A 22402-nucleotide genomic window follows, 5' to 3' on the forward strand; every position below is an offset into this window, starting at 1 on the left:
TGGATTTGCCACTAATCTGATGCCTTAAGAGCACAAGCCTGGTTCTTCCAGGCTTCGTGCTATCAGAAGCTTCAAAGTTTTGGCATGGCTGTCTTTTTTCACTGGATACCTGATATTCGATGCGCAGTCCCAATTGGTTGTTCCTCGTCTTGCTCTTGCTGCTGGCCGGCCTGCAGTACCGCCTGTGGGTGGGTAATGGCAGTCTGGCGCAAGTGGCCGAGCTGAAGCAGCAGATTGCGGATCAACACGCCGAGAACGAGGCGTTGCTGGAGCGCAATCGGGTGATGGACGCGGAAGTCAGCGAATTGAAAAAGGGCATGGAGACCGTTGAAGAACGGGCTCGTCATGAGTTGGGCATGGTCAAGGACGGTGAAACTCTTTACCAGTTGGCCCAATGATTAATTCGTTACCGGCCTTCTGGGCCGTGATTCCTGCCGCGGGCGTCGGTGCCCGTATGGCCGCGGACCGTCCCAAGCAATACTTGCAACTGGGCGGGCGCACTATTCTCGAACACAGCCTCGGCTGTTTCCTCGATCATCCTGCCCTGAAGGGGTTGGTGGTCAGTCTTGCAATCGACGATCCTTACTGGCCAAACCTGGCATGTGCTGCCGATCCGCGTATTCAGCGGGTTGAAGGTGGCGCCGAACGCTCCGGGTCGGTGCTCAATGCCTTGCTGCATCTGCATGCCCAAGGCGCTGACGATGAGGATTGGGTATTGGTTCACGATGCCGCACGTCCGAATCTGGCACGGGATGATCTCGATAAATTGCTCAGTGAGCTGGCCGACGATCCGGTGGGCGGTCTGTTGGCGGTGCCTGCGCGCGATACCCTCAAGCGGGTCGACCAGCATGGGCGCGTGCTGGAAACGGTGGATCGCAGCGTGATCTGGCAGGCCTATACGCCGCAGATGTTTCGCCTTGGCGCATTGCATCGGGCGTTGGCGGACAGTCTGGTGGCGGACGTTGTCGTCACCGATGAAGCCTCGGCCATGGAATGGTCAGGCCAGGCGCCGCGCTTGATTGAGGGGCGATCCGATAACATCAAAGTCACTCGCCCTGAAGATCTGGAGTGGTTGCGCCAGCGTTGGGCTAACCGCCACTAAAAGATCGCAGCCTGCGGCAGCTCAAGGTTATGTGTACACCCGTAGGAGCTGCCGCAGGCTGCGATCTTTTGATATCAAGCCCGATACTCCGGCCGCTCGGCCAACCCTTCCTTCAAGTAATCCACCAACTTGCGCACCTTCGGCGACAGATGCCGTTGCTGCGGATAAAGCGCCCAAACCGCTGTGTTTGGCGGTTGATGGGCTTCCAGCAGCGAAATCAATTCGCCGTTTTTCAGGTATTCCAGCACGTAGTAATCCGGTAACTGACACAACCCAACCCCTTGCAGCGCGGCATCCAGCACCGCCTGCCCACTGTTGCAGCGCCAGTTTCCCTGTACGCGCTGGGAAAATTCCCGCCCGTTCTGTTCCAGTTGCCAGATATCCGAACTGCCGATGAGGCAGTTATGCCGACTCAGTTCCGACAAGCTGTGTGGGCGACCATACCTTTCCAGGTAGGAGGGCGAGGCGCACAAGTACATGCGCCGTGGTGCCAGGCGTGTGGCGACCAATCTTGAATCTTGTAGACGACCGAGGCGGATGGCCAGGTCCAACCCTTCATGCACAAGGTCGAGCGGGCGGTTGCTCAGTTCGATGTCGACGCGCAGTTGCGGATACAGTCCCATGAAGCGAGTCACCAGTGGCACGATGAATCGTTCGCCGTAGGCCACGGCACAGGTCATGCGCAGCATGCCCTTGGGTTCGCTGGTCAGGTCGCCGACAGCGCGCAAGGCTTCTTCGCGACCGTCCTGCAAACGCTGGCAATGCTGCAAAAAAGTTTGCCCGGCCTCGGTCAGCGTGACCCGGCGGGTGCTGCGATAGAGCAAACGGGTTTGCAGACGCTCTTCCAGCCGTACGATTTGGCGACTGATATGAGAGGAAGACACCCCAAGGCGTTCAGCCGCAGCGGTGAATTGGCTGCACTCGGCCACGGCGACGAACTCATCGATGCCTTCCCAGCGGTTTTCGGACATCAGGATTATCCCTGTATGGCAATAATGTTTTGCTTTTGTCCTGATTATTCATCGTAAGCCGCTGTATTACACTCCTTGTCTTGTTTTTATTCACTGGAGAGACAGCATGATCAAGTCGCGCGCCGCCGTTGCCTTCGAGGCCAAGAAACCCCTCGAGATCGTTGAAGTCGATGTCGCCATGCCCAAGGCGGGTGAAGTCCTGCTGCGTGTAGTCGCCTCCGGTGTCTGCCATACCGATGCCTACACCCTCTCGGGCGCTGACCCGGAAGGTATCTTCCCGTCGATCCTGGGTCACGAAGGTGGTGCGGTGGTCGAAGCGATCGGCGAGGGCGTGACCTCGGTCGCCGTCGGCGATCATGTGATCCCGCTGTACACCCCGGAATGCGGCAAGTGCAAATTCTGTCTGTCGGGCAAAACCAACCTCTGCCAGGCGATTCGCGCGACTCAAGGTAAAGGCCTGATGCCGGATGGCACTTCGCGTTTTTCCTACAAGGGCGAAACGATTTTCCACTACATGGGTACCTCGACTTTTTCCGAGTACACCGTGCTGCCGGAAATCTCCGTTGCCAAAATTCCTAAAGAAGCACCCTTGGAAAAAGTCTGCCTGCTGGGTTGTGGCGTCACTACTGGCATCGGCGCGGTAATCAACACTGCCAAGGTCAAACCAGGTGACACCGTCGCCATTTTCGGCCTGGGCGGCATCGGTCTGTCGGCGGTGATTGGCGCGGTCAAAGCCAAGGCAGCGCGGATCATCGCCATCGATATCAACCCAGCCAAGTTCGAGATCGCCAAGCAATTGGGCGCTACCGATTGTGTAAACCCGAAAGACTTCGATCGTCCGATTCAGGAAGTGATCGTCGACATGACTGATGGCGGCGTCGACTTTTCCTTCGAGTGCATCGGCAACGTCCAGCTGATGCGTGCCGCACTTGAGTGCTGCCACAAAGGTTGGGGTGAGTCGGTGATCATCGGCGTGGCTGGCGCCGGTCAGGAAATCTCAACCCGTCCGTTTCAATTGGTGACCGGTCGCGTCTGGCGCGGTTCGGCGTTCGGTGGGGTGCGTGGGCGTACCGAGTTGCCAAGCTATGTCGAAATGGCCCAGACCGGCGAGATTCCACTGGATACCTTCATCACCCACACGATGGGCCTGGAAGATATCAACAAGGCGTTTGACCTGATGCATGAAGGCAAAAGCATCCGTACCGTCATCCATTTCTGAGGTCGGTCATGAGCCTGGAAAATATCTCCTGTCAGAAAAGCTTCGGCGGCTGGCACAAGCGCTATCGGCACCGCTCCGACGTGCTCGGTTGCGACATGGTGTTTGCCGTGTACCTGCCACCGCAAGCGGAGCAGGGTGGGAAGCTGCCGGTGCTGTACTGGTTGTCCGGCCTGACTTGCACCGACGAGAACTTCATGCAAAAGGCCGGCGCCATGCGCATGGCCGCCGAGCTGGGGCTGATCATCGTCGCACCGGACACCAGTCCTCGCGGTCCTGATGTGCCGGGTGATCCGGATAGCGCCTGGGACTTCGGCCTCGGTGCCGGCTTTTATCTGAATGCCACTCAGGAACCCTGGTCACGGCATTATCGAATGCATGACTATGTCGTGCAGGAATTGCCGGCATTGGTCGAAGCGCATTTCCCGACATCGGAAAAGCGTGGCATCAGCGGTCACTCCATGGGTGGCCACGGCGCGTTGGTCTGTGCGTTGCGCAATCCAGGGCGTTATCTGTCGGTATCGGCGTTCTCGCCGATCAACAATCCGATTGATTGCCCTTGGGGCCAGAAAGCCTTTTCCCGTTACTTGGGAGAAGACCGTTCGAAGTGGCGCGAATGGGATGCCTGTGCATTGATCGCCGAGGCTGAAGAGAAGCTGCCGCTACTGGTCGATCAGGGTGATCGCGATGATTTCCTGGCCACCCAGCTCAAGCCTGAAGCTTTGCAACAGGCTGCCAAACTGGCAGGTCATCCGCTGACGTTGCGTCTGCAACCGGGCTACGACCACAGTTATTTCTTCATCGCCAGCTTCATTGACGACCACCTGCAACATCATGCGCGTGCTCTAGGCGCCTAATGTCTGACAAAGCAGGTAGAATCACGCCCTGACAAAAATCGGGGCGTTTTTTTATGCGTATTGGCCACGGCTACGATGTGCACCGTTTCGCTGAAGGCGATTTCATCACTCTGGGCGGCGTGCGGATTGCACACAGCTTCGGGCTGCTCGCCCATTCCGACGGTGATGTCCTGCTGCACGCCTTGAGCGACGCCTTGCTCGGCGCTGCCGCGCTGGGTGATATCGGCAAGCACTTCCCGGACACCGACCCGCAATTCAAGGGCGCCGACAGCCGTGTGCTGTTGCGTCACGTCGTCGCACTGATCCATGCCAAGGGCTGGAAAGTCGGCAACGTCGATAACACCATTGTTGCCCAGGCCCCGAAAATGGCCCCGCATATCGAATCGATGCGCGCGCTGATTGCCGCGGATCTTCAAGTTGAGTTGGATCAAGTGAACGTGAAAGCTACCACCACCGAAAAGCTTGGCTTTGTCGGTCGCGAAGAAGGCATTGCCGTGCACTCCGTTGCCCTGTTGCTGCGCGCATGAACGAACTGCAATTGCTCGGCCCGCGGGCCTATGGTGAGTCTCTCGGTACTGCTGTACTGAAAGCCACAGCAGAAGATTTTCAGGTCGATGAAGTGCTTGATATCCCCCTCAGTGGTGATGGCGAACACCTGTGGATCTGGGTGGAAAAGCGCGGCCTGAATACCGAAGAAGCGGCACGGCGCATTGCCAAGGCGGCGGGTGTGCCGTTGCGCACCGTCAGCTATGCCGGCCTCAAGGACCGTCAGGCGCTGACTCGCCAGTGGTTTAGCGTGCAACTGCCGGGCAAGGCTGATCCTGATCTGTCGGCGGCGGAAAATGACACGCTGAAAATCCTCAAGACCGGTCGGCATAAACGCAAACTGCAACGCGGTGCCCATTCGGCCAACGGCTTCACCTTGCGCTTGACCCAGTTCGCCGGTGACAAGGCGGCGATCGAAGAGCGTCTGCAACTGATCGCCAAGCAAGGTATTCCCAATTATTTCGGCGCCCAGCGTTTCGGCTTTGACGGCGGCAACGTGGTCGACGCCCGTGCCTGGGCGGCGCGTAAGGCCCTGCCAGAACAACGCAATGTGCGTTCGCGGCTACTCTCCACCGCCCGTAGTTTTCTGTTCAATCAAGTGTTGGCGGCGCGTGTCGCCGATGGCACCTGGCAGCGCGCTCAGGTAGGCGATCTGCTGGCGTTCACCGACAGCCGCAGTTTTTTCCCGGCAGGTGAAGCCGAATGCAGCGATCCGCGTCTGGCGATTCTCGACCTGCACCCCACCGGCCCGCAGTGGGGCGAAGGTGACTCGCCGACGTCAGGCGCTGTCCATGAACTGGAACAGGCAATCGCCGCGCGCGAAGCGGATCTGCGCGATTGGTTGATTAACGCGGGAATGAGCCACGAACGTCGCATCCTGCGGCTGCCCATTGGCGGGTTGACGTGGCATTATCCCGAGCCTGACATTCTGCAACTGGAATTCGTCCTGCCGGCCGGATGCTTCGCCACCGTTTTGGTGCGTGAACTCGTCGATCTGGTGCCGGTGGGGCAGACGGACAGCCCATGCGTATTCTGATTTCTAACGACGATGGGGTAACCGCACCCGGTCTTGCCGCGCTTTATGCTGCGCTGGCGGATTACACCGAATGTGTGGTTATCGCCCCGGACCAGGACAAAAGCGGCGCCAGCAGTTCGCTGACGCTCGACCGTCCGTTGCACCCGCAAACCCTGGCCAATGGCTTTATCAGCCTCAACGGCACACCCACCGACTGCGTGCACCTGGGCCTTAACGGCTTGCTGGAGCTTGAGCCGGACATGGTAGTTTCCGGTATCAACCTGGGGGCCAACCTGGGGGATGACGTGCTGTATTCCGGCACCGTGGCGGCGGCCCTCGAGGGACGTTTCCTTGGGCGTCCTTCGTTTGCCTTTTCGTTCGTCTCACGGCAAGTAGAGAACCTTCCCACAGCCGCTTATTTTGCGCGCAAACTGGTAGAGGCTCACGCGGACCTTGAACTGCCACCGCGCACGGTACTGAACGTGAACATTCCCAACTTGCCGCTGGAGCACATCCGCGGTATTCAGCTGACTCGCCTTGGCCATCGCGCCCGCGCCGCGGCACCGATGAAAGTGGTCGACCCGCGCGGTAAATCCGGTTACTGGATCGCCGCGGCGGGGGACGCAGAAGATGGCGGCCCGGGTACCGATTTCCATGCGGTGATGCAAGGCTATGTTTCAATCACGCCACTGCAACTGGATCGCACCTTTAATGATGCCTTCAGAAGTCTCGATGGCTGGCTGGAGGGTCTGCGTTAATGGCTCGTGAACAAGACCATATTCTGCATCGCGGTATCGGGATGACCTCTCAACGAACCCGTGAGCGCCTGATTCAGCGCCTCTATGAAGAGGGAATATCCAACGCCAAGGTGCTGGAAGTCATCCGCCGCACCCCGCGTCATTTGTTCGTCGATGAGGCACTGTCTCATCGCGCCTATGAAGATACGGCGCTGCCGATCGGGCATAACCAGACCATTTCCCAGCCTTATATGGTGGCTCGCATGAGCGAGCTGCTGCTGGAAGCCGGTCCGTTGGACAAGGTGATGGAAATCGGCACCGGTTCTGGTTACCAGACGGCAGTGCTGTCGCAATTGGTCGAGCGGGTTTTTTCCGTGGAGCGCATCAAGGTTCTGCAAGACCGCGCCAAGGAGCGCCTGGTGGAGCTGAACCTGCGCAACGTGGTATTTCGCTGGGGCGATGGCTGGGAAGGCTGGCCGGCGCTGGCGCCTTACAACGGCATCATCGTCACCGCCGTGGCCACCGACGTGCCTCAGGCACTGCTCGATCAGTTGGCACCGGGCGGGCGACTGGTGATTCCGGTCGGCTCTGGTGAAGTTCAACAATTGATGTTGATCATCCGTGAAGAACAGGGCTTTTCCAGGCGTGTTCTGGGGGCTGTGCGCTTTGTGCCATTGCTCAACGGGCCGTTGGCCTGAGCATTTGTTTAAGCACGCTGAATTCTCTTCGATTGCCCGGGTCTTACAGCGGCACCGATTGGTTAAACGGAATTCATCGTCAGACAGCAAACGTGTGCGCGAAGCGAATCCGCTTCATTAAAGGTAAAGCTTGTTCGGCCCGTTATACTTGCGACATTTCGTGCCGAAGCACGGCAATCCATATTTTCAGCCACCACAAAGGGAGCGGCGGGTGAGTCTCACAGTCATTGCGCAGCGAATGGGTATAACGAGCTTTCAGCGTCTGGTGACTGGCCTTGTCTTGAGTACCTTGCTGGTTGGTTGTTCCAGCACCAAATCAGGTAGTGCGAGCGTCGTCGATCGCAACAACGCGGTCGCTCAGCGTCCGGCCGTGACCACCGGACAGTACGTTGTCCGCCCCAAGGACACCTTGTTCTCCATCGCTTTTCGCTACGGTTGGGACTACAAAGCCCTCGCGGCACGTAACAACATTCCTACGCCTTACACGATCCATCCGGGTCAGACGATTCGCTTCGACGGTCGCAGCGGTTCAACGCCGACGGCGGTAGTGAGTTCGTCGAGTTCCTCGCCTTCGTCGTCGAGTAAAACCACGGTGATTCGGCGCCAGGCAAATGGCGCGACGACCAGCACCACAGTGCTTGCACCGTCCGTCGCCAACAAGCCGGCACCCGCGCCACAGTCTCCTGCCGGCCCGGCCCCGACGGGCTGGGGGTGGCCTTCTAATGGCATTCTGATTGGTAAATTCTCTTCAAACGGTAGTTTGAATAAAGGAATTGATATCGCCGGAGATTTGGGACAGCCTGTTTTAGCTGCGTCTGATGGGACGGTGGTATACGCCGGGAGTGGCTTAAGGGGCTACGGCGAATTAGTCATCATCAAACACAGCGATACCTACGTCAGTGCCTACGGACATAACCGCAGGCTGTTGGTTCGGGAGGGGCAGCAGGTCAAAGTCGGACAGACAATTGCCGAAATGGGGTCAACGGGTACAGACCGGGTGAAACTGCATTTTGAGATTCGCCGACAAGGTAAACCTGTAGATCCGCTGCAATTCCTGCCACGTCGTTGATTTGTTAGCCAGCCTGTTCCGTCACGTAGAGGGAACAGGCTCCAGCGTTGCCAAGGATCAAGGCGCCGCTTGAGCTTGAGGTCGAACTCACCAAAGGACTATAACAATGGCTCTCAGTAAAGAAGTGCCGGAGTTTGACATTGACGATGAGGTTCTCCTGATGGAGACCGGCATCGCCACGGATTCGATGTCGAATGATGAAGGGGATGCACCACCTTCCGTTCGTGCAAAATCCAAACACTCCGCTTCGCTTAAGCAACACAAGTACATCGACTACACACGGGCACTCGATGCCACGCAGCTGTACCTCAACGAAATCGGCTTTTCCCCATTGCTCTCCCCGGAAGAAGAAGTTCATTTTGCGCGCTTGTCGCAAAGTGGCGATCCGGCCGGACGCAAGCGCATGATTGAAAGCAACCTGCGGCTGGTGGTGAAAATCGCCCGGCGTTACGTCAATCGTGGGCTGTCGCTGCTGGACCTGATCGAAGAGGGCAACCTCGGCCTGATCCGGGCAGTAGAAAAGTTTGATCCTGAACGTGGCTTCCGCTTTTCGACCTACGCGACCTGGTGGATTCGTCAGACCATCGAGCGCGCGATCATGAATCAGACCCGGACCATCCGGTTGCCGATCCATGTGGTCAAAGAGCTCAACGTGTACTTGCGGGCTGCACGGGAGCTGACTCAAAAGCTCGATCACGAACCCTCACCCGAAGAAATCGCCAACCTGCTGGAGAAACCGGTAGGCGAGGTCAAGCGCATGCTCGGCCTGAACGAGCGGGTTTCTTCGGTCGACGTCTCGCTGGGTCCGGATTCGGATAAAACCCTGCTGGACACCCTTACCGACGACCGCCCGACCGATCCATGCGAACTGTTGCAGGACGACGACCTGTCACAGAGCATCGATCAGTGGCTCTCGGAGCTGACCGACAAACAACGCGAGGTGGTCGTACGCCGCTTCGGCTTGCGAGGTCACGAGAGCAGCACACTTGAAGACGTAGGCCTGGAAATCGGCCTGACCCGAGAGCGGGTCAGGCAAATCCAGGTTGAAGGCCTCAAGCGTCTTCGGGAGATTCTCGAGAAAAACGGCCTGTCGAGCGAGTCGCTGTTCCAATAAGCAACTCGTTCAACCGGTACAAAAAGCCCCGACTGGTTTGGGGCTTTTTGTTGCCGGGAATATGAGAGGTGCATTGTTTTTTGCACCATCTCAGGTTTGTAGTCTCGTGTTGTAAGTCTTTGCTTACTCTTTCGTAAGTGTTCGTTATTTTTACACCCTGGCAGTTGTCTATTTAACTTGTAGCGTCTGATTATCTTATTGATTTATATGATTATTTTTTAATGTTAACGACGTGTGACAGGCAATTTCAGCGACAGAGGCCGATTGCTCTTGGTGGGGAATTCTCTAGTATCTGAACTGTGTCGACGGATAGGCACGCCCTTCAAGGAAGAGGGGAACGGACATCGCAGGAAGCGGTTCATCAGGACGATGAAAAGGAACACAAGGAATAGGGAAAAAATGTGGGCGGGTCATACCGCCCCTTTTTTTGCCTGCAGAAAAGCAAAAAGGCCCACAAGGGGCCTTTTCGAGAACACGGGGTAATCAGCGTTCGAGGTCTTTGATCTTGCCTTTGACGCCATCCCACTCTTCGGCATCGGGCAACGATTCTTTCTTCTCGGTGATGTTGGGCCAGATTTCCGCCAGCTCAACGTTCAGCTGAATGAATTGCTGCATCTCTTCCGGAACTTCATCTTCGGAGAAGATGGCCACGGCAGGGCATTCTGGTTCGCACAGTGCGCAGTCGATGCACTCATCCGGGTGAATCACCAGGAAGTTCGGGCCTTCGTAAAAGCAGTCCACCGGACAGACTTCTACGCAGTCGGTGTACTTGCACTTGATGCAGTTGTCGGTGACGACGAAGGTCATTTCTAATTTTCTCCTCAGGCGGCGGCAGCGGAGCCCCTTCACGTTGGGGTCGCCAGGTTTGGGAGCGATAGTCTGCAGGTCAGGCTATTGGCCTGCAGCATCCCAAACCGCGCGAGATTCTAACAGCTTGCAGGCAAGTGCGTTAGATCCGTGTCTTTAGTGTATAGAGCATTTCGAGCGCACGACGCGGTGACATGTCGTCCAGATCAAGTTTGGCCAGTTCATCCAGTACCGGATGCGGCAGGCTGGCGAACATGTCGCTCTGCTGCGGCGTAACCGGTTTGCCTTTGATCGGCTTCGGAACCTCATGAGGCAGCGCAGTGGATTCCAGCCGGCTCAGATGTTCGCGAGCCCGCACGATCACTTCGCTCGGCACACCGGCCAACTGCGCAACCGCCAAGCCGTAGCTCTGGCTGGCAGGCCCAGGCAGCACGTGGTGCAGGAACACGATGCGTTCGTTGTGCTCAGTAGCGTTGAGGTGCACGTTGGCCACCAGCGGCTGGGCTTCCGGCAGCACTGTCAGCTCGAAATAGTGGGTAGCGAACAGTGTGTAGGCCCGCAGGTGCGCCAAACGCTCAGCCGCGGCCCAGGCCAGGGACAGACCGTCAAAGGTGCTGGTGCCGCGACCGACTTCGTCCATCAGCACCAGACTGCGCTCGGTGGCGTTGTGCAGGATGTTCGCGGTTTCGCTCATTTCAACCATGAAGGTCGAACGACCGCCCGCCAAGTCATCGCTGGAACCGATTCGGGTGAAGATCCGATCTACCAAGGACAATTCGCAACTGGCTGCCGGCACGAAACTGCCGATATGCGCCAGCAGCACGATCAATGCGGTCTGACGCATGTAGGTGGATTTACCGCCCATGTTCGGACCGGTGATCACCAGCATGCGGGTGTTGTCGTCGAGGCTCAGGTCGTTGGCCACGAACGGCGTGGTGAGTACTTGCTCGACCACCGGGTGACGACCCTGGCTGATGCGCATGCACGGCTCGCTGACGAAACGCGGGCAGTTCAGGTCCAGATTCAGTGCACGCTCGGCGAGGTTGCTCAGCACGTCCAGCTCGGCCAAGGCAGCGGCCGTGTCTTGCAGGGGCGGCAACTGGGCGATCAGGTCTTCGAGCAGCGCTTCGTAGAGCATCTTCTCGCGAGCCAGGGCGCGGCTCTTGGCGGACAGCGCCTTGTCTTCGAACGCCTTCAGTTCCGGCGTGATGAAGCGCTCGGCACCTTTGAGGGTCTGCCGGCGAATATAGTCCGCAGGCGCCGATTCGGCCTGCTTGCTCGGCAACTCGATAAAGTATCCATGAATCCGGTTGTAGCCGACCTTCAGGTGTGATAGGCCGGTACGGGCTTTCTCACGCGCTTCGAGATCGATCAAAAACTGCCCGGCGTTTTCGCTGAGCGATTGCAGTTCGTCGAGTTCGCTGTCGTAACCGGTTTTCAACACGCCGCCGTCACGGATGACCGCGGGCGGGTTGTCGATGATGGCTTTTTCCAGCAGCGCCGCCAGTTCCGGATAGGTGCTGGTGGTCGTCGCCAATTGAATGATGTGCGGGGCTTCAAGCTCGGCCATCGCTACCTGCAACGCTGGCAGTGCACCGAGGGCATCGCGCAGACGCGCCAAGTCACGAGGTCGGGCATTGCGCAGGCCAATTCGCGCCAGAATCCGCTCGATGTCACCGATTTCCTTGAGCTGCGGTTGCAGTTTTTCGAAGCGGTAACCGTCGAGCAGGCAAGTGATCGAGCTCTGACGCGCCAGCAATACGGTCAAGTCCCGCAGTGGGCGGTTCAGCCAGCGAGTCAGCAAGCGGCTGCCCATGGCGGTCTGGCAGCGATCGACCACCGATTGCAAAGTGTTGTCGCGACCGCCGGCCAGGTTGGTGTCCAGTTCCAGGTTGCGACGGCTCGCGCCGTCCAACACTACAGTGTCGTCCAGGCGTTCATGATGCAGGCTGCGCAAGTGCGGCAGGGCGGTGCGCTGGGTTTCCTTGGCGTAGCTGAGCAGGCAACCGGCGGCGCCGATCGCCAGGGTCAAGTTCTCGCAGCCGAAACCTTTCAGGTCCTGGGTGGAAAACTGCTGGCAAAGACTTTTCAGCGCCGAATCACGTTCGAAATCCCACGGCGCACGGCGACGAACCCCACGACGTTTTTCCGCCGGCAGGTCTTTCGGCCAGTCGTCCGGGATCATCAGCTCTACCGGATTGACCCGCTCCAGTTCCGCCAGCAGGTTTTCCCAGCCCTTGATCTCCAGCACGGTGAAGTTGCCGCTGGTAATGTCCAGCACCGCCAGACCGAACAGACGCTCGTCACCCAGCACCGCTGCGATCAGGTTATCCCGACGTTCATCCAGCAGCGCTTCATCGCTGACTGTGCCGGGGGTGATGATCCGCACCACCTGACGATCCACCGGGCCTTTGCTGGTGGCCGGGTCGCCAACCTGTTCACAAATCACCACCGACTCGCCGAGCTTCACCAGTTTCGCCAGGTAACCTTCCGCGGCGTGGTAAGGAATCCCACACATCGGAATCGCCTGACCCGCCGATTGCCCACGAGCTGTCAGGGTGATGTCCAGCAACTTGGCGGCCTTCTTCGCGTCTTCATAGAAGATCTCGTAGAAGTCGCCCATGCGGTAGAACATCAGCTGGTCAGGGTGCTGGTTCTTCAGGCGCCAGTACTGCTGCATCATCGGGGTGTGGGAGGACAGATCGGAGAGGGCTTTATTCATCGGAAATTCAGGAAAACTCGTTGAAAGGTGTAGGGCAAAGGAGGGGCATCGGCCCGGCTTTTCCGCGATGGGCGCAAGATTACCATGGGCGGTCTACCTGACGCAGGCATGAAAGCCTCCCGGTACCTTTATGCTGACTATGCACGATCTATGCAAATCAGCATTTGTCTTCCGAAAAAAGATCAAGCACTATGCGCGTTATGCAAAAACGCAATGTTTCTACCGTCTTAAGAGCGCTGCTCGATCAGCACGGGATCTCCCCCACGGAGCTTCACCGTCGCACCGGCGTGCCTCAATCCACTCTCTCGCGGATCCTCAGCGGGAAGATCGTCGATCCTTCGGATAAACATATTTCGAAGATTGCCGAATACTTCGCCGTGAGCACCGATCAGTTGCGTGGCCGCGCAGATGTCGCGCCTGCTGCCAACGCTGGGCGCGATGAATCGCATTCGGAACTCAAGGACATAAGCCTGTGGGACGACGATACGCCAGTCGATGACGACGAGGTGTCGGTCCCCTTTCTTCGCGAGGTTGAATTGGCTGCTGGATCAGGAAGATTCGTCATCGAAGAGAGCGAGCGCTCTAGCCTGCGCTTCGGCAAGCGTAGCTTGCGCCACAACGGCGTGCAGTTCGATCAGGCCAAATGCGTGACCGTGCGCGGCAACAGCATGTTGCCGGTGCTGCGCGATGGCGCCACGGTCGGGGTGAATGCCGGCAAATGCGGGATTGGCGACATCGTTGACGGTGACTTGTACGCCATCAACCACAACGGCCAGTTGCGGGTGAAACAGCTTTATCGCCTGCCGACAGGGATTCGCCTGCGCAGCTTCAATCGCGATGAGCATCCGGACGAGGACTACAGCTTCCAGGAGATCCAGGAAGAGCAGATTGTCATCCTTGGTCACGTCTTCTGGTGGGGCATGTACGCCCGTTAACCTCATCGCTGTCAGATAAAACCCGCTACCCGGCGGGTTTTTTTTCGCCTGCCGAAAACCGCCAACGCCTTTGTCTGCGGGGCTTTAATGCGCCAGTGCATTTGTAATGCATAAATAAATGCATTTATGCATTGACTGTATATGCATCCATGCATATTCTTTGTCTCAAGCCGCTCAACAAAGTGGCTCGAAACGAAGCTCTTTAGTTCCGCAACAAAGGCAGCGATGAACCGGCCTCAACGGTTCAGAGGGTTGGCAACTGACCCGGGTGTGCAGCGTAAAGCACCAGAAGCAGTTATCCGGCGGGCAGGGACCGCGGTCGGAAAAACAATTTGAATGGACTCGTACCGCGCCAGTAGCGCCGAAAGGTCAGCTTCCTTTTTTGTGCACAGGATCAAAGGAAGGCGAAGGACCGCATTACTGAAAAGCCCGGCCAATACCGGGCTTTTTGGAATGCCTACCTGGGCAGGAACCGAAATGCCGGGATGCCGGCAATCAAAAAGGAAATGACTATGAAAAAGTACGTACGTGTCGTTGATGGCAAGGTCGACAACATCTTCGAAACCAACAACCCGATCACCGAAGAGTTTCCGTCCGATCAAGTCTGGGTGGATGTCACCGCATTGCCCAAGATCGATTATTCCTGGAACGCGGTGAACACAAACGGCGTCTGGACGTTTACCGACAGCGATCCGTGGGGCCAGCAGTCCGCGCTTGCTATCCAACTGCGCAGCGCAAGAATGCCACGTATTGAACGAGCCAATGCCACCCTGGCTTCTACCGCGCTGGCGTACAAGGTTGAGCTGGGTCTGGCCACTCCAGCTGATGAAGCCGGGTTGCTGGCGTACAAGCAGTTCTTCATCGATATGAGCAACGTCAACAAACAACCGGGCTACCCGCTGACCGTCACTTGGCCTGAAGTTCCATAAGCACGGTTGATGCATTCCACAACGTCTGCATCTAAACCAGGACCGTATTACTCAAAAGCCCGGCCCAGGCGCCTAATGCTGTTCACTGAAAAGAGTCTTGAATCAGAGAAACCTGTGGCGAGGGAGCAAGCTCCCTCGCCACAAAGGTACGCACGATCCAAGAGCGCGCCTGAATGAACAGCATTAGGCCCCGGCACCGGGCTTTTTGGAATGCCTACCTCAAGAGACATCGTTTGAACTCAACACACATCACTCATCAATCACCCCAGGAGGCGTGACATGACAAACGAGCAACAAGCGTTGCTGGACATGCCGATCTGGCTGGTCATCGTTCTCGCCCTGGTGGGCGGGGTGTCCGGCGAAATGTGGCGAGCTGACAAGGAGGGCGCCCGTGGCTGGTCGCTGCTGCGGCGCCTGGCGCTGCGCTCCGGGGCCTGCATGATCTGCGGCGTCTCGGCAATCATGCTGCTGTACGCGGCTGGCGTGTCGATCTGGGCCGCCGGTGCCTTTGGCTGCCTGACGGCGATGGCCGGTGCGGACGTGGCCATTGGGCTTTATGAGCGCTGGGCGGCTAAGCGGATTGGCGTTTGCGAAGTGCCACCGCGCGATACGTCTCAGGATCATTGAGACCCCAACCTGAAGGAGTGTCATCCACAGTGCATGCCGCACTGGCTCGCAAGGACGCGGGTTTCCCACAGCCAGTACCGTTCACTCAAACCCGCCGCCGCGGGTTTTTTATTGCCCGGTGAAAAAATATGAAGATCACGCCGATCCTCACGCAGTTGCGTGAGCAATGCCCAACCCTGGCCAATCGCGTGGCCGCCGGCATCGACCTCGCCACGCTGCAAGCCAACACCCCGCTGCAAACCCCCTGCGCCTATGTGGTGCCGATTGCCGATCTGGCGAGCAAGAGCCTCGCGCAAAACCTGATGCTGCAACCCATCCGCGACCGCTTCGAAGTAACCCTGGTACTCGACACCACGGACGCTACAAAAGCGCTGGATCTGTTGCATGACCTGCGCGCCGAACTCTGGCGCGCTCTGGTGGGTTTCAAGCCCGGCAGCGACTACGACGCCATCGAGTACGACGGCGGCGAACTGGTTTCCATCAACAGCAGCCGCGTGTTGTATCGCCTGCGCTTTTTTGCCGAATTCCAGCTCGGCCGCAATCTGCCAGGTCAACCGGCGGAGAGCTGGCACGAGCGTGAACTGGACGGTTTGTCGTCCTTTACCGGGGTCACCGTGCGGGTCGATGCGATCGATCCGGCGGACCCCAATCTGAAACGCCCAGGCCCCGACGGGCGCCTGGAACTGACTTTCTCTGGAGACGTAACCCCATGAGCAAACGCATCACCGTGCTACCGGCCCCCGGCCGTGTCGTGCCGGACCCGGAAGCGGGCGATCTGTTGCCCCTCGAGGGCCGTGAAGTGCCGGACAACGCCTGGTGGCGTCGACGTCTGGCCGATGGCGATATCACTACCAAAGCCGTGAAAGCGGCGAAACCACAGGGAGCCAAATAATGGCGATCGGATTCAGCAACATCCCCGCAGACATTCGTGTTCCGCTGTTCTACGCCGAAATGGACAACTCGGCCGCCAATAGCGCGTCGTCGGCCATGCGCCGCCTGATCGTCGCTCAGGTCAACGACAACATCGCACCGGCCGATGTAGGCAAACTGGTGCTGGTATCCAGCGTGGCGCTGGCCAAAAGCATTGGCGGCCAAGGCTCGATGCTCGCCTCGATGTACGAAACCTGGCGCAAGACCGACCCGATCGGCGAGATCTGGTGCCTGCCGCTGCACAACACTGAAGGCAGCATTGCCAAAGGCGTGCTGACCCTGACTGGTGCGGCGACTCAAAGCGGCGTGCTCAACCTGTACGTCGGCGGCGTTCGTGTTCAGGCGGCCATCGTCAACGGTGCCACTGCGGCGCAAGCGGCCACGGCCCTGGCGCTGAAAATCAATGCCTCTGCCGATCTGCCGGTTAGCGCTGCAGCGGTCGACGGTATCGTCACCCTGAGCGCCAAATGGACTGGCGACAGCGGCAACGACATCAGCCTGCAATTCAATCGCCTGGGCAAGAGCAACGGCGAAGAAACGCCGGCAGGCCTGACCTTGGCAATCACTGCCATGACCGGCGGCACCGGTGTGCCGGATCAAGTGGCCGCCGTGGCGGCGCTGGGCGATGAACCGTTCGAGTTCATCTGCGTGCCGTGGTCGGATCTGTCGACCCTCAACACCTGGCAAGCCGTCATGGATGACAGCACCGGTCGTTGGTCCTGGGCCAAGCAATTGTTCGGTCACGTCTACAGCGCCAAGCGCGGCACCATCGGTACTCTGGTGGCGGCCGGTCAGGCGCGTAACGACCAGCATATGACTATCCAGGCGCTGGAGCCGGGCGTACCGCAACCGTTCTGGGTACAGGCTGCTGCACTGGCTGCGCGCACCTCGGTGTTCATCTCTGCCGACGCCAGTCGTCCGACCCAAAGCGGCAGCCTGCCAGGTCTCGATCCGGCACCGGCGAGCGAGCGTTTCACCCTGACCGAGCGTCAGTCGTTGCTCAACTACGGCATCGCCACCGCGTACTACGAAGGCGGCTACGTACGCATTCAGCGTTCGATCACCACCTATCAGAAGAACGCCTATGGCCAGGCAGACAATTCCTACCTGGACAGCGAAACCATGCACCAGTCGGCGTTCATCGTGCGTCGTCTGCAAAGCGTGATCACCAGCAAATACGGTCGCCACAAATTGGCCTCCGACGGCACGCGTTTCGGCGCCGGCCAGCCCATCGTCACCCCGAGCACCCTTCGCGGTGAGCTGATCGCCCAGTACGCCAAGCTCGAACTGGAAGGCCACGTGGAAAACGCCGAACTGTTCGCCGAACACCTGATCGTCGAGCGCGATGTTCAGGACCCGAGCCGGGTCAACGTGCTGTTCCCGCCGGATTACATCAACGGCCTGCGCGTGTTCGCGCTGCTCAACCAGTTCCGTCTGCAGTACGACGACGCAGCCTGATCGCTGCCTTTGACTGTGTGATTTCAGCCCACCTCGCGTGGGCTTTTTATTTGAAGGGAGAAACACCATGGGTCAACTGATTGCGGGCACCTGCTACGTCAAAGTGGACGGCGCTCAACTGACCATCAATGGCGGCTGCGAAGCACCATTGATGGCCGTTAAACGGGAAACCGTCGTGCCGGGCTTCTACAAGGAAACCGACATCGCGCCATCGTTCAAAGTGACGGCGCTGCACACCGCGGACTTCCCGCTCAAGCAACTGATCGCAGGCACCGACATGACCGTCACCTGCGAATTCAGCAACGGCAAAGTCTACGTACTGGCCGGCGCCTACCTGGTTGAAGAGCCTGTCTCCAAAGGCGACGACGCCACCATCGAACTGAAATTCGAAGGCATCAAGGGGACCTGGCAATGAGCAACGCCGTGAAGCTTCACGTTGCGATCGAAGCCCACGGCGAGCCCTTGACCGAACTCAACCTGCGCCGTCCGACGGTGCAGGAAGTTCGGGCGATCAAGGCGCTGCCGTACAAGATCGACAAGAGCGAAGAGGTCAGCCTCGACATGGACGTCGCGGCCAAATACATCGCCGTGTGCGCCGGCATCCCGCCGTCGTCGGTCAACCAGCTGGATCTGGCGGACCTCAACGCGCTGAGTTGGGCCGTCGCGAGTTTTTTCATGAGTGCGGCGTCGGAGCCATCACCGACCTGATCGCAGTCGCCTATGACCTGGCCTGGTTCTGGAAGGTTGACCCCGAACAGATGATGGCCAGGCCACTGGATGTGCTCCGCGAATCGTTGGAGCACGCGCAACGGATCAATGCGATGCAGCAGGTGCAGTGATGGCAGACACAGAAACGAAAGAGAAAACGTCGGTGCTGCTCACGGGCATTGACGAACTGTCACCCAAACTCGGCGCCCTGCGGGCAAAAGTCGAGAGCTTCAAGAAAAACCTGGAGCAGACCGGCCTCGGCAAACTGGACATCAGCGGTTTGTTCAAGGGCGGTAGCGTGATTACGCCGTTCATGGATGCGATCAAGGCGTCCGACGCGTTCAAAGGCAAATTGACTGAGGTCAGCGAATCGGCCGAAGGCGTTGATTTGCCGAAGGCGCCGGCAAGCGCCACGCAAAACATGAATGTGTTCAGTCGATCGATGGAGCAGGTGTCGGTCGCGGCCAACACGGCCCTGCAGCCTGCCGTCGCTACGGTAACGGCAGGTCTTCAACCTTTGCTGGTTGGTTTTGGCAGTCTGCTCGATGACAACCCGAAGCTGGTCGAAGGGCTGGCGGCAGGTGCCATCGCGTTCTCGGCGATGCAAACGGCCGTGACCGGCGCGACGCAAGTGTTCGAGCTGATGAACATGGTGCTCAAGACCAATCCGATCATGCTGATTGCCATGGGCATTGCCGTAGCTGCCGGTTTGATCATTGCCAACTGGGAACCGATTTCGACGTTTTTCGCCGGGCTCTGGCAAAAGGTTGTCAGTTACTGGGCGCCGATCAGCGGAGTTTTCTCGGATATTTTTGATCGAGTGAAAGCAGTCGTGAGCGCAGGATTCGATTTCCTCAAGGCGTGGTTTGCCTGGACGCCTTACGGAATGATCCTGAACAACTGGGGGGCCGTTGTCGGTTTGTTTGCCGCCATCTGGGATCTGCTCATGGCACTGACCGTGCCGGTAAAGGAGAAACTGCGCAGCCTGTTCGACTGGGTGCCGCTGGATGCGATTGCCGCTGCATGGGATCAGGTGCCTGCCATATTTTCGGGCTACTGGGAGTCAATCAAGCTTGGGGCTCAGGAATTCTTTTCCTATCTCGGCGGCCTGTTCACTTGGTCGCCCTTGGATGCATTGAGCGAAACGTGGGCATCTGTGGTTCAGTTTTTCAGTGAAAAAGCGGAAAAACTCCGGGCCATTCTGGCGCCGATCCAGGAGATGCTCGGCGGTAGCTTTGGTGGCTTTATCGCCCAAATTACCGGCAAGGTCGAAGGCTTCACCGAGGTGCAAAAGAAAACCAATGCCGAAGGCAAGGGTGAATTTGCGCCAGCAGCGGCCTTCTTTGGTGACGCGTCCGAGCCAGCCTCGAGCGCGCTGACGGCTCCCGGCAGTTTGCCGATCAAGTCGCCGATGCAGCCCGGTTCTCTGACACAAAACTCCAGCACCCTGATCCAGCAAACCGCCGCCAACAACCGCACGCAACTCGAAGGCGGCCTGACCGTGCGCTTCGAAAACGCGCCGGCCGGGCTGCGTACCGATCAACCGCAAACCAATCAACCGGGGCTGTCGCTCAATTCGCGCATCGGCTATCGCTCGCTGTCTCTGGGAGGTTCCAATGAACTGGCGTGACCGATTGTTGCCGGCATCCTTTCGCGGTGTCGGTTTTTGGGTCGATCAGGCGAAAACCCCGGTCGGCCACAAGGGCCAGTTGCACGAGTATCCACAACGTGACCAGCCGTTTTTCGAGGGCCTTGGGCAGCAGGCGAAGATCCACGATCTGACGGCCTTCATCGTCGGCGCCGATTGCCTGGAGCAGCGCGACAAACTGCTCAAGGCGTTGGAGCAGGGCAATGGTGAACTGGTCCACCCGTGGTTGGGGCGGATGCAAGTCAAGGTCGGTGAATGCGACATGACCCAGACCCGCCAGGACGGCGGGCTGGTGACCTTTGCCCTGAAGTTCTATCCCGATCAGCCGCTGCAGTTTCCGACGGCCACGGTGAGCACGCAAAAGGTGCTGCTGTTGTCGGCGGACACGCTGCTGGGCTCGGCGGTGGCGCGGTTCGAAGAGGTCATGATCCGGATCCAGGCAGCGCGGATAGGTATCAACAATCTGCGCAACAGCCTGACCGAGGTGTATGACGTTATCAAGGAACAGCTCAAACCGTTGATCGAGGAGTACCGGCAGATCACGGAGCTGGTCAAGGCGGTCAAGGAATTGCCCAAGGAAGTGGCGGCGGAATTCAAGGGATTGCTCGGCGATATCAAATCGCTCAAGGACTCCGCGAAGGAGGGTTATCGTGGCGTGATTGCCGACGTGTCCCAACAGCTCGAAGCCATCCGCAAGGCCGATGCGCCGAAGCTCACCACTGGCAAGGACACCACCGCCGCGGCGCAAGCCATGGCCGATCTGGTGCAGGACACGTTGCTGGTCAAAGTGGCGCAATGGGTCGCCTCGATGCCAGTGGCGTCGACGCCGGTGAAACTGACCTCGCAGCCGTCGCTGGATCATCAGACGCTGCAGCCGGTCACCCGTCAGGAAGTGCCGGTCACCGAAGATTTGCAGTTGTTGCAAAAGGAGTTGAACGAAGCGATCCAACTGGCACTGAACAAGGCCAGCCCCGCGCACTATCAGGCCATCAACGATCTGAAGCAGAACTTGAATGCGCACCTCAAAGCGGTGGCGTCGTCCGGCGTGCGGCTGGTCAGTAAATCCTTTCAGGAGAGCTTGCCTGCCGTCGTCGTGGCCTATCGGCAATTCGCCGACGCGACGCGGGTCACGGAGGTGACTCAACGCAACGGTGTTGCCCATCCGGGGTTCCTGCCACCGAACGATGTGAAAGTTTCCGGGAAGTGAACCATGAACGACATGGATAACCGGGTCACCCTGACCGTCGGCGGGCTGGAATACGGTGGCTGGAAAAGCGTGGAAATCACGGCGGATCTGGAGCGCCAGTTCCGCACCTTTAAACTCAACATCACCTGGCAATGGCCGGGGCAGACCGTGGACAAACGGATCCAGCCCGGTGACGCCTGTGAAGTGCGCATCGGCCAGGATCTGGTGCTGACCGGGTATGTGTTCAAGGCCCCGATCAGTTACGACGGGCGGCAGATCAGCCTGAACATCGAAGGCAGTTCCTGCACCCAGGATCTGGTGGATTGCGCCGCGACCAACCGCCCGAATCAGTGGCATGAGCAATCGCTGTTGAGCATCGTCGAAGCGCTGGCGATCACCTACAAGGTCTTTGTGGTCAGCGAAATTCCCGAGACCGCCCGGCTCAGCAGCCACACCATTGTGCCGGGGGAAACGGTGTTTCAATCCATCGACCGCTTGCTGACATTGTTCCGGGTGTTTTCTACCGATGATGCCCAGGGCCGGCTGGTGCTGGCCCGGCCTGGCAGTGGTGGCCGGGCCAGCGATGCGCTGGAGTTGGGCAAGAATATTCTGTCGGCCAACGCGCCGATGGATTACAGCCAGGTGTTCTCCGAATACCGGGTGATCGGCCAGCACAAGGGCACGGACAAGAAGAGCGGGGCAGCGGTCAGCGAGGTTGAATCAGTGTCCGCCGACCTGAGCTACAAACGTCGGCGGGTCACGGTGATCAACGAAGGCATGCAGATCAATCCCGATCTCGCCTTGCAACGAGCCAACTGGGAAAGCGCCACCCGCGTGGGCAAGGCCAAAGCCACCACCTATCAGGTGCAGGGCTGGCGGCAATCGAACGGCGATCTGTGGCGTCATAACACGCAGGTCAGGGTCAAGGATCCGGTGCTGGGGTTTGATGACGACATGCTGATCTCGAAGGTGACCTACTCGCTGTCGGCGCAAGGTTCGGTCACCACCCTGCAAGTCGCACCGCCGCATACCTTTGACGCCAATCCCGAGCCTCCCAAAAAGGCCTGAGCCTTACACCGAACCCTGTGGGAGCGGGCTTGCTCGCGAATGCGGTTGATCATTCAACA

Annotated in this window: 24 protein-coding genes; 21 read left to right on the top strand and 3 right to left on the bottom strand. The window is 58.7% G+C overall.

Annotated features, from left to right (window positions below; genetic code table 11):
• Positions 1 to 119: 119 nt before the first annotated feature.
• A complete protein-coding gene (gene ftsB, locus F6R97_RS22120) occupies positions 120 to 398 on the top strand; it encodes a cell division protein FtsB (RefSeq protein ID WP_007907178.1) in 279 nt (92 codons plus the stop codon).
• Positions 395 to 1102 carry a 2-C-methyl-D-erythritol 4-phosphate cytidylyltransferase gene (ispD, locus tag F6R97_RS22125; RefSeq protein WP_050682644.1) on the top strand — a complete coding sequence of 236 codons (708 nt, stop codon included), beginning with the start codon at positions 395 to 397 and terminating at the stop codon, positions 1100 to 1102. The genes ftsB and ispD overlap by 4 nt, the downstream gene beginning before the upstream one ends.
• Positions 1103 to 1176: 74 nt before the next feature.
• On the opposite strand, the gene F6R97_RS22130 is transcribed toward ispD, so the two are convergent.
• Complete coding sequence (locus tag F6R97_RS22130; protein WP_038979161.1) at positions 1177 to 2073, bottom strand: LysR substrate-binding domain-containing protein; 897 nt, start codon at positions 2071 to 2073, stop codon at positions 1177 to 1179.
• Between the two features lie 106 nt (positions 2074 to 2179).
• On the opposite strand from F6R97_RS22130, the gene F6R97_RS22135 reads away from it, so the two are divergent.
• From F6R97_RS22135 to rpoS, 8 genes are all read left to right on the top strand, one after another.
• Complete coding sequence (locus F6R97_RS22135; protein WP_038979162.1) at positions 2180 to 3292, top strand: S-(hydroxymethyl)glutathione dehydrogenase/class III alcohol dehydrogenase; 1113 nt, start codon at positions 2180 to 2182, stop codon at positions 3290 to 3292.
• Positions 3293 to 3300: 8 nt separating this feature from the next.
• Positions 3301 to 4146: an S-formylglutathione hydrolase gene (fghA, locus tag F6R97_RS22140; protein ID WP_038979163.1), complete on the top strand. Its 846-nt coding sequence runs from the start codon at positions 3301 to 3303 to the stop codon at positions 4144 to 4146.
• Between the two features lie 53 nt (positions 4147 to 4199).
• Complete coding sequence (ispF, locus tag F6R97_RS22145) at positions 4200 to 4673, top strand: 2-C-methyl-D-erythritol 2,4-cyclodiphosphate synthase (protein WP_038979164.1); 474 nt, start codon at positions 4200 to 4202, stop codon at positions 4671 to 4673.
• Positions 4670 to 5728: a tRNA pseudouridine(13) synthase TruD gene (gene truD, locus F6R97_RS22150; protein ID WP_038979165.1), complete on the top strand. Its 1059-nt coding sequence runs from the start codon at positions 4670 to 4672 to the stop codon at positions 5726 to 5728. Before ispF ends, truD begins: the two co-directional genes overlap by 4 nt.
• Entirely contained in the window at positions 5716 to 6465 is a 750-nt protein-coding gene (surE, locus tag F6R97_RS22155) for a 5'/3'-nucleotidase SurE (protein ID WP_030127971.1), read from the top strand. The genes truD and surE overlap by 13 nt, the downstream gene beginning before the upstream one ends.
• Positions 6466 to 6506: 41 nt before the next feature.
• The gene (locus tag F6R97_RS22160) at positions 6507 to 7142 is read left to right on the top strand and encodes a protein-L-isoaspartate(D-aspartate) O-methyltransferase (protein ID WP_173667553.1); all 636 of its coding nucleotides are present in this window, start codon (positions 6507 to 6509) and stop codon (positions 7140 to 7142) included.
• A 211-nt stretch (positions 7143 to 7353) separates the two neighbouring features.
• Positions 7354 to 8211, top strand: coding sequence for a peptidoglycan DD-metalloendopeptidase family protein (locus tag F6R97_RS22165; RefSeq protein ID WP_315867099.1), 858 nt, complete (start codon positions 7354 to 7356; stop codon positions 8209 to 8211).
• A 106-nt stretch (positions 8212 to 8317) separates the two neighbouring features.
• Positions 8318 to 9325, top strand: coding sequence for an RNA polymerase sigma factor RpoS (gene rpoS, locus F6R97_RS22170; RefSeq protein WP_007907200.1), 1008 nt, complete (start codon positions 8318 to 8320; stop codon positions 9323 to 9325).
• Positions 9326 to 9808: 483 nt separating this feature from the next.
• Here rpoS and fdxA read toward each other — a convergent pair whose 3' ends face one another.
• Both fdxA and mutS read right to left on the bottom strand, forming a co-directional pair.
• Positions 9809 to 10132, bottom strand: a complete 324-nt coding sequence (gene fdxA, locus F6R97_RS22175) for a ferredoxin FdxA (RefSeq protein WP_315867100.1) — start codon at positions 10130 to 10132, stop codon at positions 9809 to 9811.
• A 142-nt stretch (positions 10133 to 10274) separates the two neighbouring features.
• A complete protein-coding gene (mutS, locus tag F6R97_RS22180; RefSeq protein WP_315867101.1) occupies positions 10275 to 12854 on the bottom strand; it encodes a DNA mismatch repair protein MutS in 2580 nt (859 codons plus the stop codon).
• 200 nt (positions 12855 to 13054) lie between these two features.
• Between mutS and F6R97_RS22185 the strand changes: the two genes are divergently transcribed.
• From F6R97_RS22185 to F6R97_RS22235, 11 genes are all read left to right on the top strand, one after another.
• Positions 13055 to 13789: an XRE family transcriptional regulator gene (locus F6R97_RS22185; protein ID WP_315867193.1), complete on the top strand. Its 735-nt coding sequence runs from the start codon at positions 13055 to 13057 to the stop codon at positions 13787 to 13789.
• A gap of 512 nt (positions 13790 to 14301) precedes the next feature.
• Entirely contained in the window at positions 14302 to 14718 is a 417-nt protein-coding gene (locus F6R97_RS22190) for a tail fiber assembly protein (protein ID WP_038979168.1), read from the top strand.
• 279 nt (positions 14719 to 14997) lie between these two features.
• Positions 14998 to 15345 carry a phage holin family protein gene (locus F6R97_RS22195; protein ID WP_038979169.1) on the top strand — a complete coding sequence of 116 codons (348 nt, stop codon included), beginning with the start codon at positions 14998 to 15000 and terminating at the stop codon, positions 15343 to 15345.
• A gap of 128 nt (positions 15346 to 15473) precedes the next feature.
• The gene (locus F6R97_RS22200; RefSeq protein ID WP_048393811.1) at positions 15474 to 16058 is read left to right on the top strand and encodes a hypothetical protein; all 585 of its coding nucleotides are present in this window, start codon (positions 15474 to 15476) and stop codon (positions 16056 to 16058) included.
• On the top strand, positions 16055 to 16237 hold the full coding sequence (locus F6R97_RS22205; RefSeq protein ID WP_007907211.1) for a DUF2635 domain-containing protein: 183 nt from the start codon (positions 16055 to 16057) through the stop codon (positions 16235 to 16237). Before F6R97_RS22200 ends, F6R97_RS22205 begins: the two co-directional genes overlap by 4 nt.
• Positions 16237 to 17733 (top strand): phage tail sheath subtilisin-like domain-containing protein, encoded by a 1497-nt coding sequence (locus F6R97_RS22210; RefSeq protein ID WP_038979171.1) that lies wholly within the window; start codon positions 16237 to 16239, stop codon positions 17731 to 17733. The genes F6R97_RS22205 and F6R97_RS22210 overlap by 1 nt, the downstream gene beginning before the upstream one ends.
• A gap of 67 nt (positions 17734 to 17800) precedes the next feature.
• The gene (locus tag F6R97_RS22215; protein ID WP_007907215.1) at positions 17801 to 18148 is read left to right on the top strand and encodes a phage tail tube protein; all 348 of its coding nucleotides are present in this window, start codon (positions 17801 to 17803) and stop codon (positions 18146 to 18148) included.
• Positions 18145 to 18441, top strand: coding sequence for a phage tail assembly protein (locus F6R97_RS22220; protein ID WP_038979172.1), 297 nt, complete (start codon positions 18145 to 18147; stop codon positions 18439 to 18441). The genes F6R97_RS22215 and F6R97_RS22220 overlap by 4 nt, the downstream gene beginning before the upstream one ends.
• Positions 18442 to 18571: 130 nt before the next feature.
• Positions 18572 to 20071 (top strand): hypothetical protein, encoded by a 1500-nt coding sequence (locus tag F6R97_RS22225; RefSeq protein WP_038979173.1) that lies wholly within the window; start codon positions 18572 to 18574, stop codon positions 20069 to 20071.
• Positions 20058 to 21296: a DNA circularization protein gene (locus tag F6R97_RS22230; RefSeq protein ID WP_038979174.1), complete on the top strand. Its 1239-nt coding sequence runs from the start codon at positions 20058 to 20060 to the stop codon at positions 21294 to 21296. The genes F6R97_RS22225 and F6R97_RS22230 overlap by 14 nt, the downstream gene beginning before the upstream one ends.
• Before the next feature lie 3 nt (positions 21297 to 21299).
• Complete coding sequence (locus F6R97_RS22235) at positions 21300 to 22343, top strand: phage baseplate assembly protein (protein WP_315867102.1); 1044 nt, start codon at positions 21300 to 21302, stop codon at positions 22341 to 22343.
• The last annotated feature ends 59 nt before the right edge of the window (positions 22344 to 22402 follow it).

The organism is Pseudomonas sp. JV414 (assembly GCF_032424305.1).
Classification (GTDB): domain Bacteria; phylum Pseudomonadota; class Gammaproteobacteria; order Pseudomonadales; family Pseudomonadaceae; genus Aquipseudomonas; species Aquipseudomonas lini.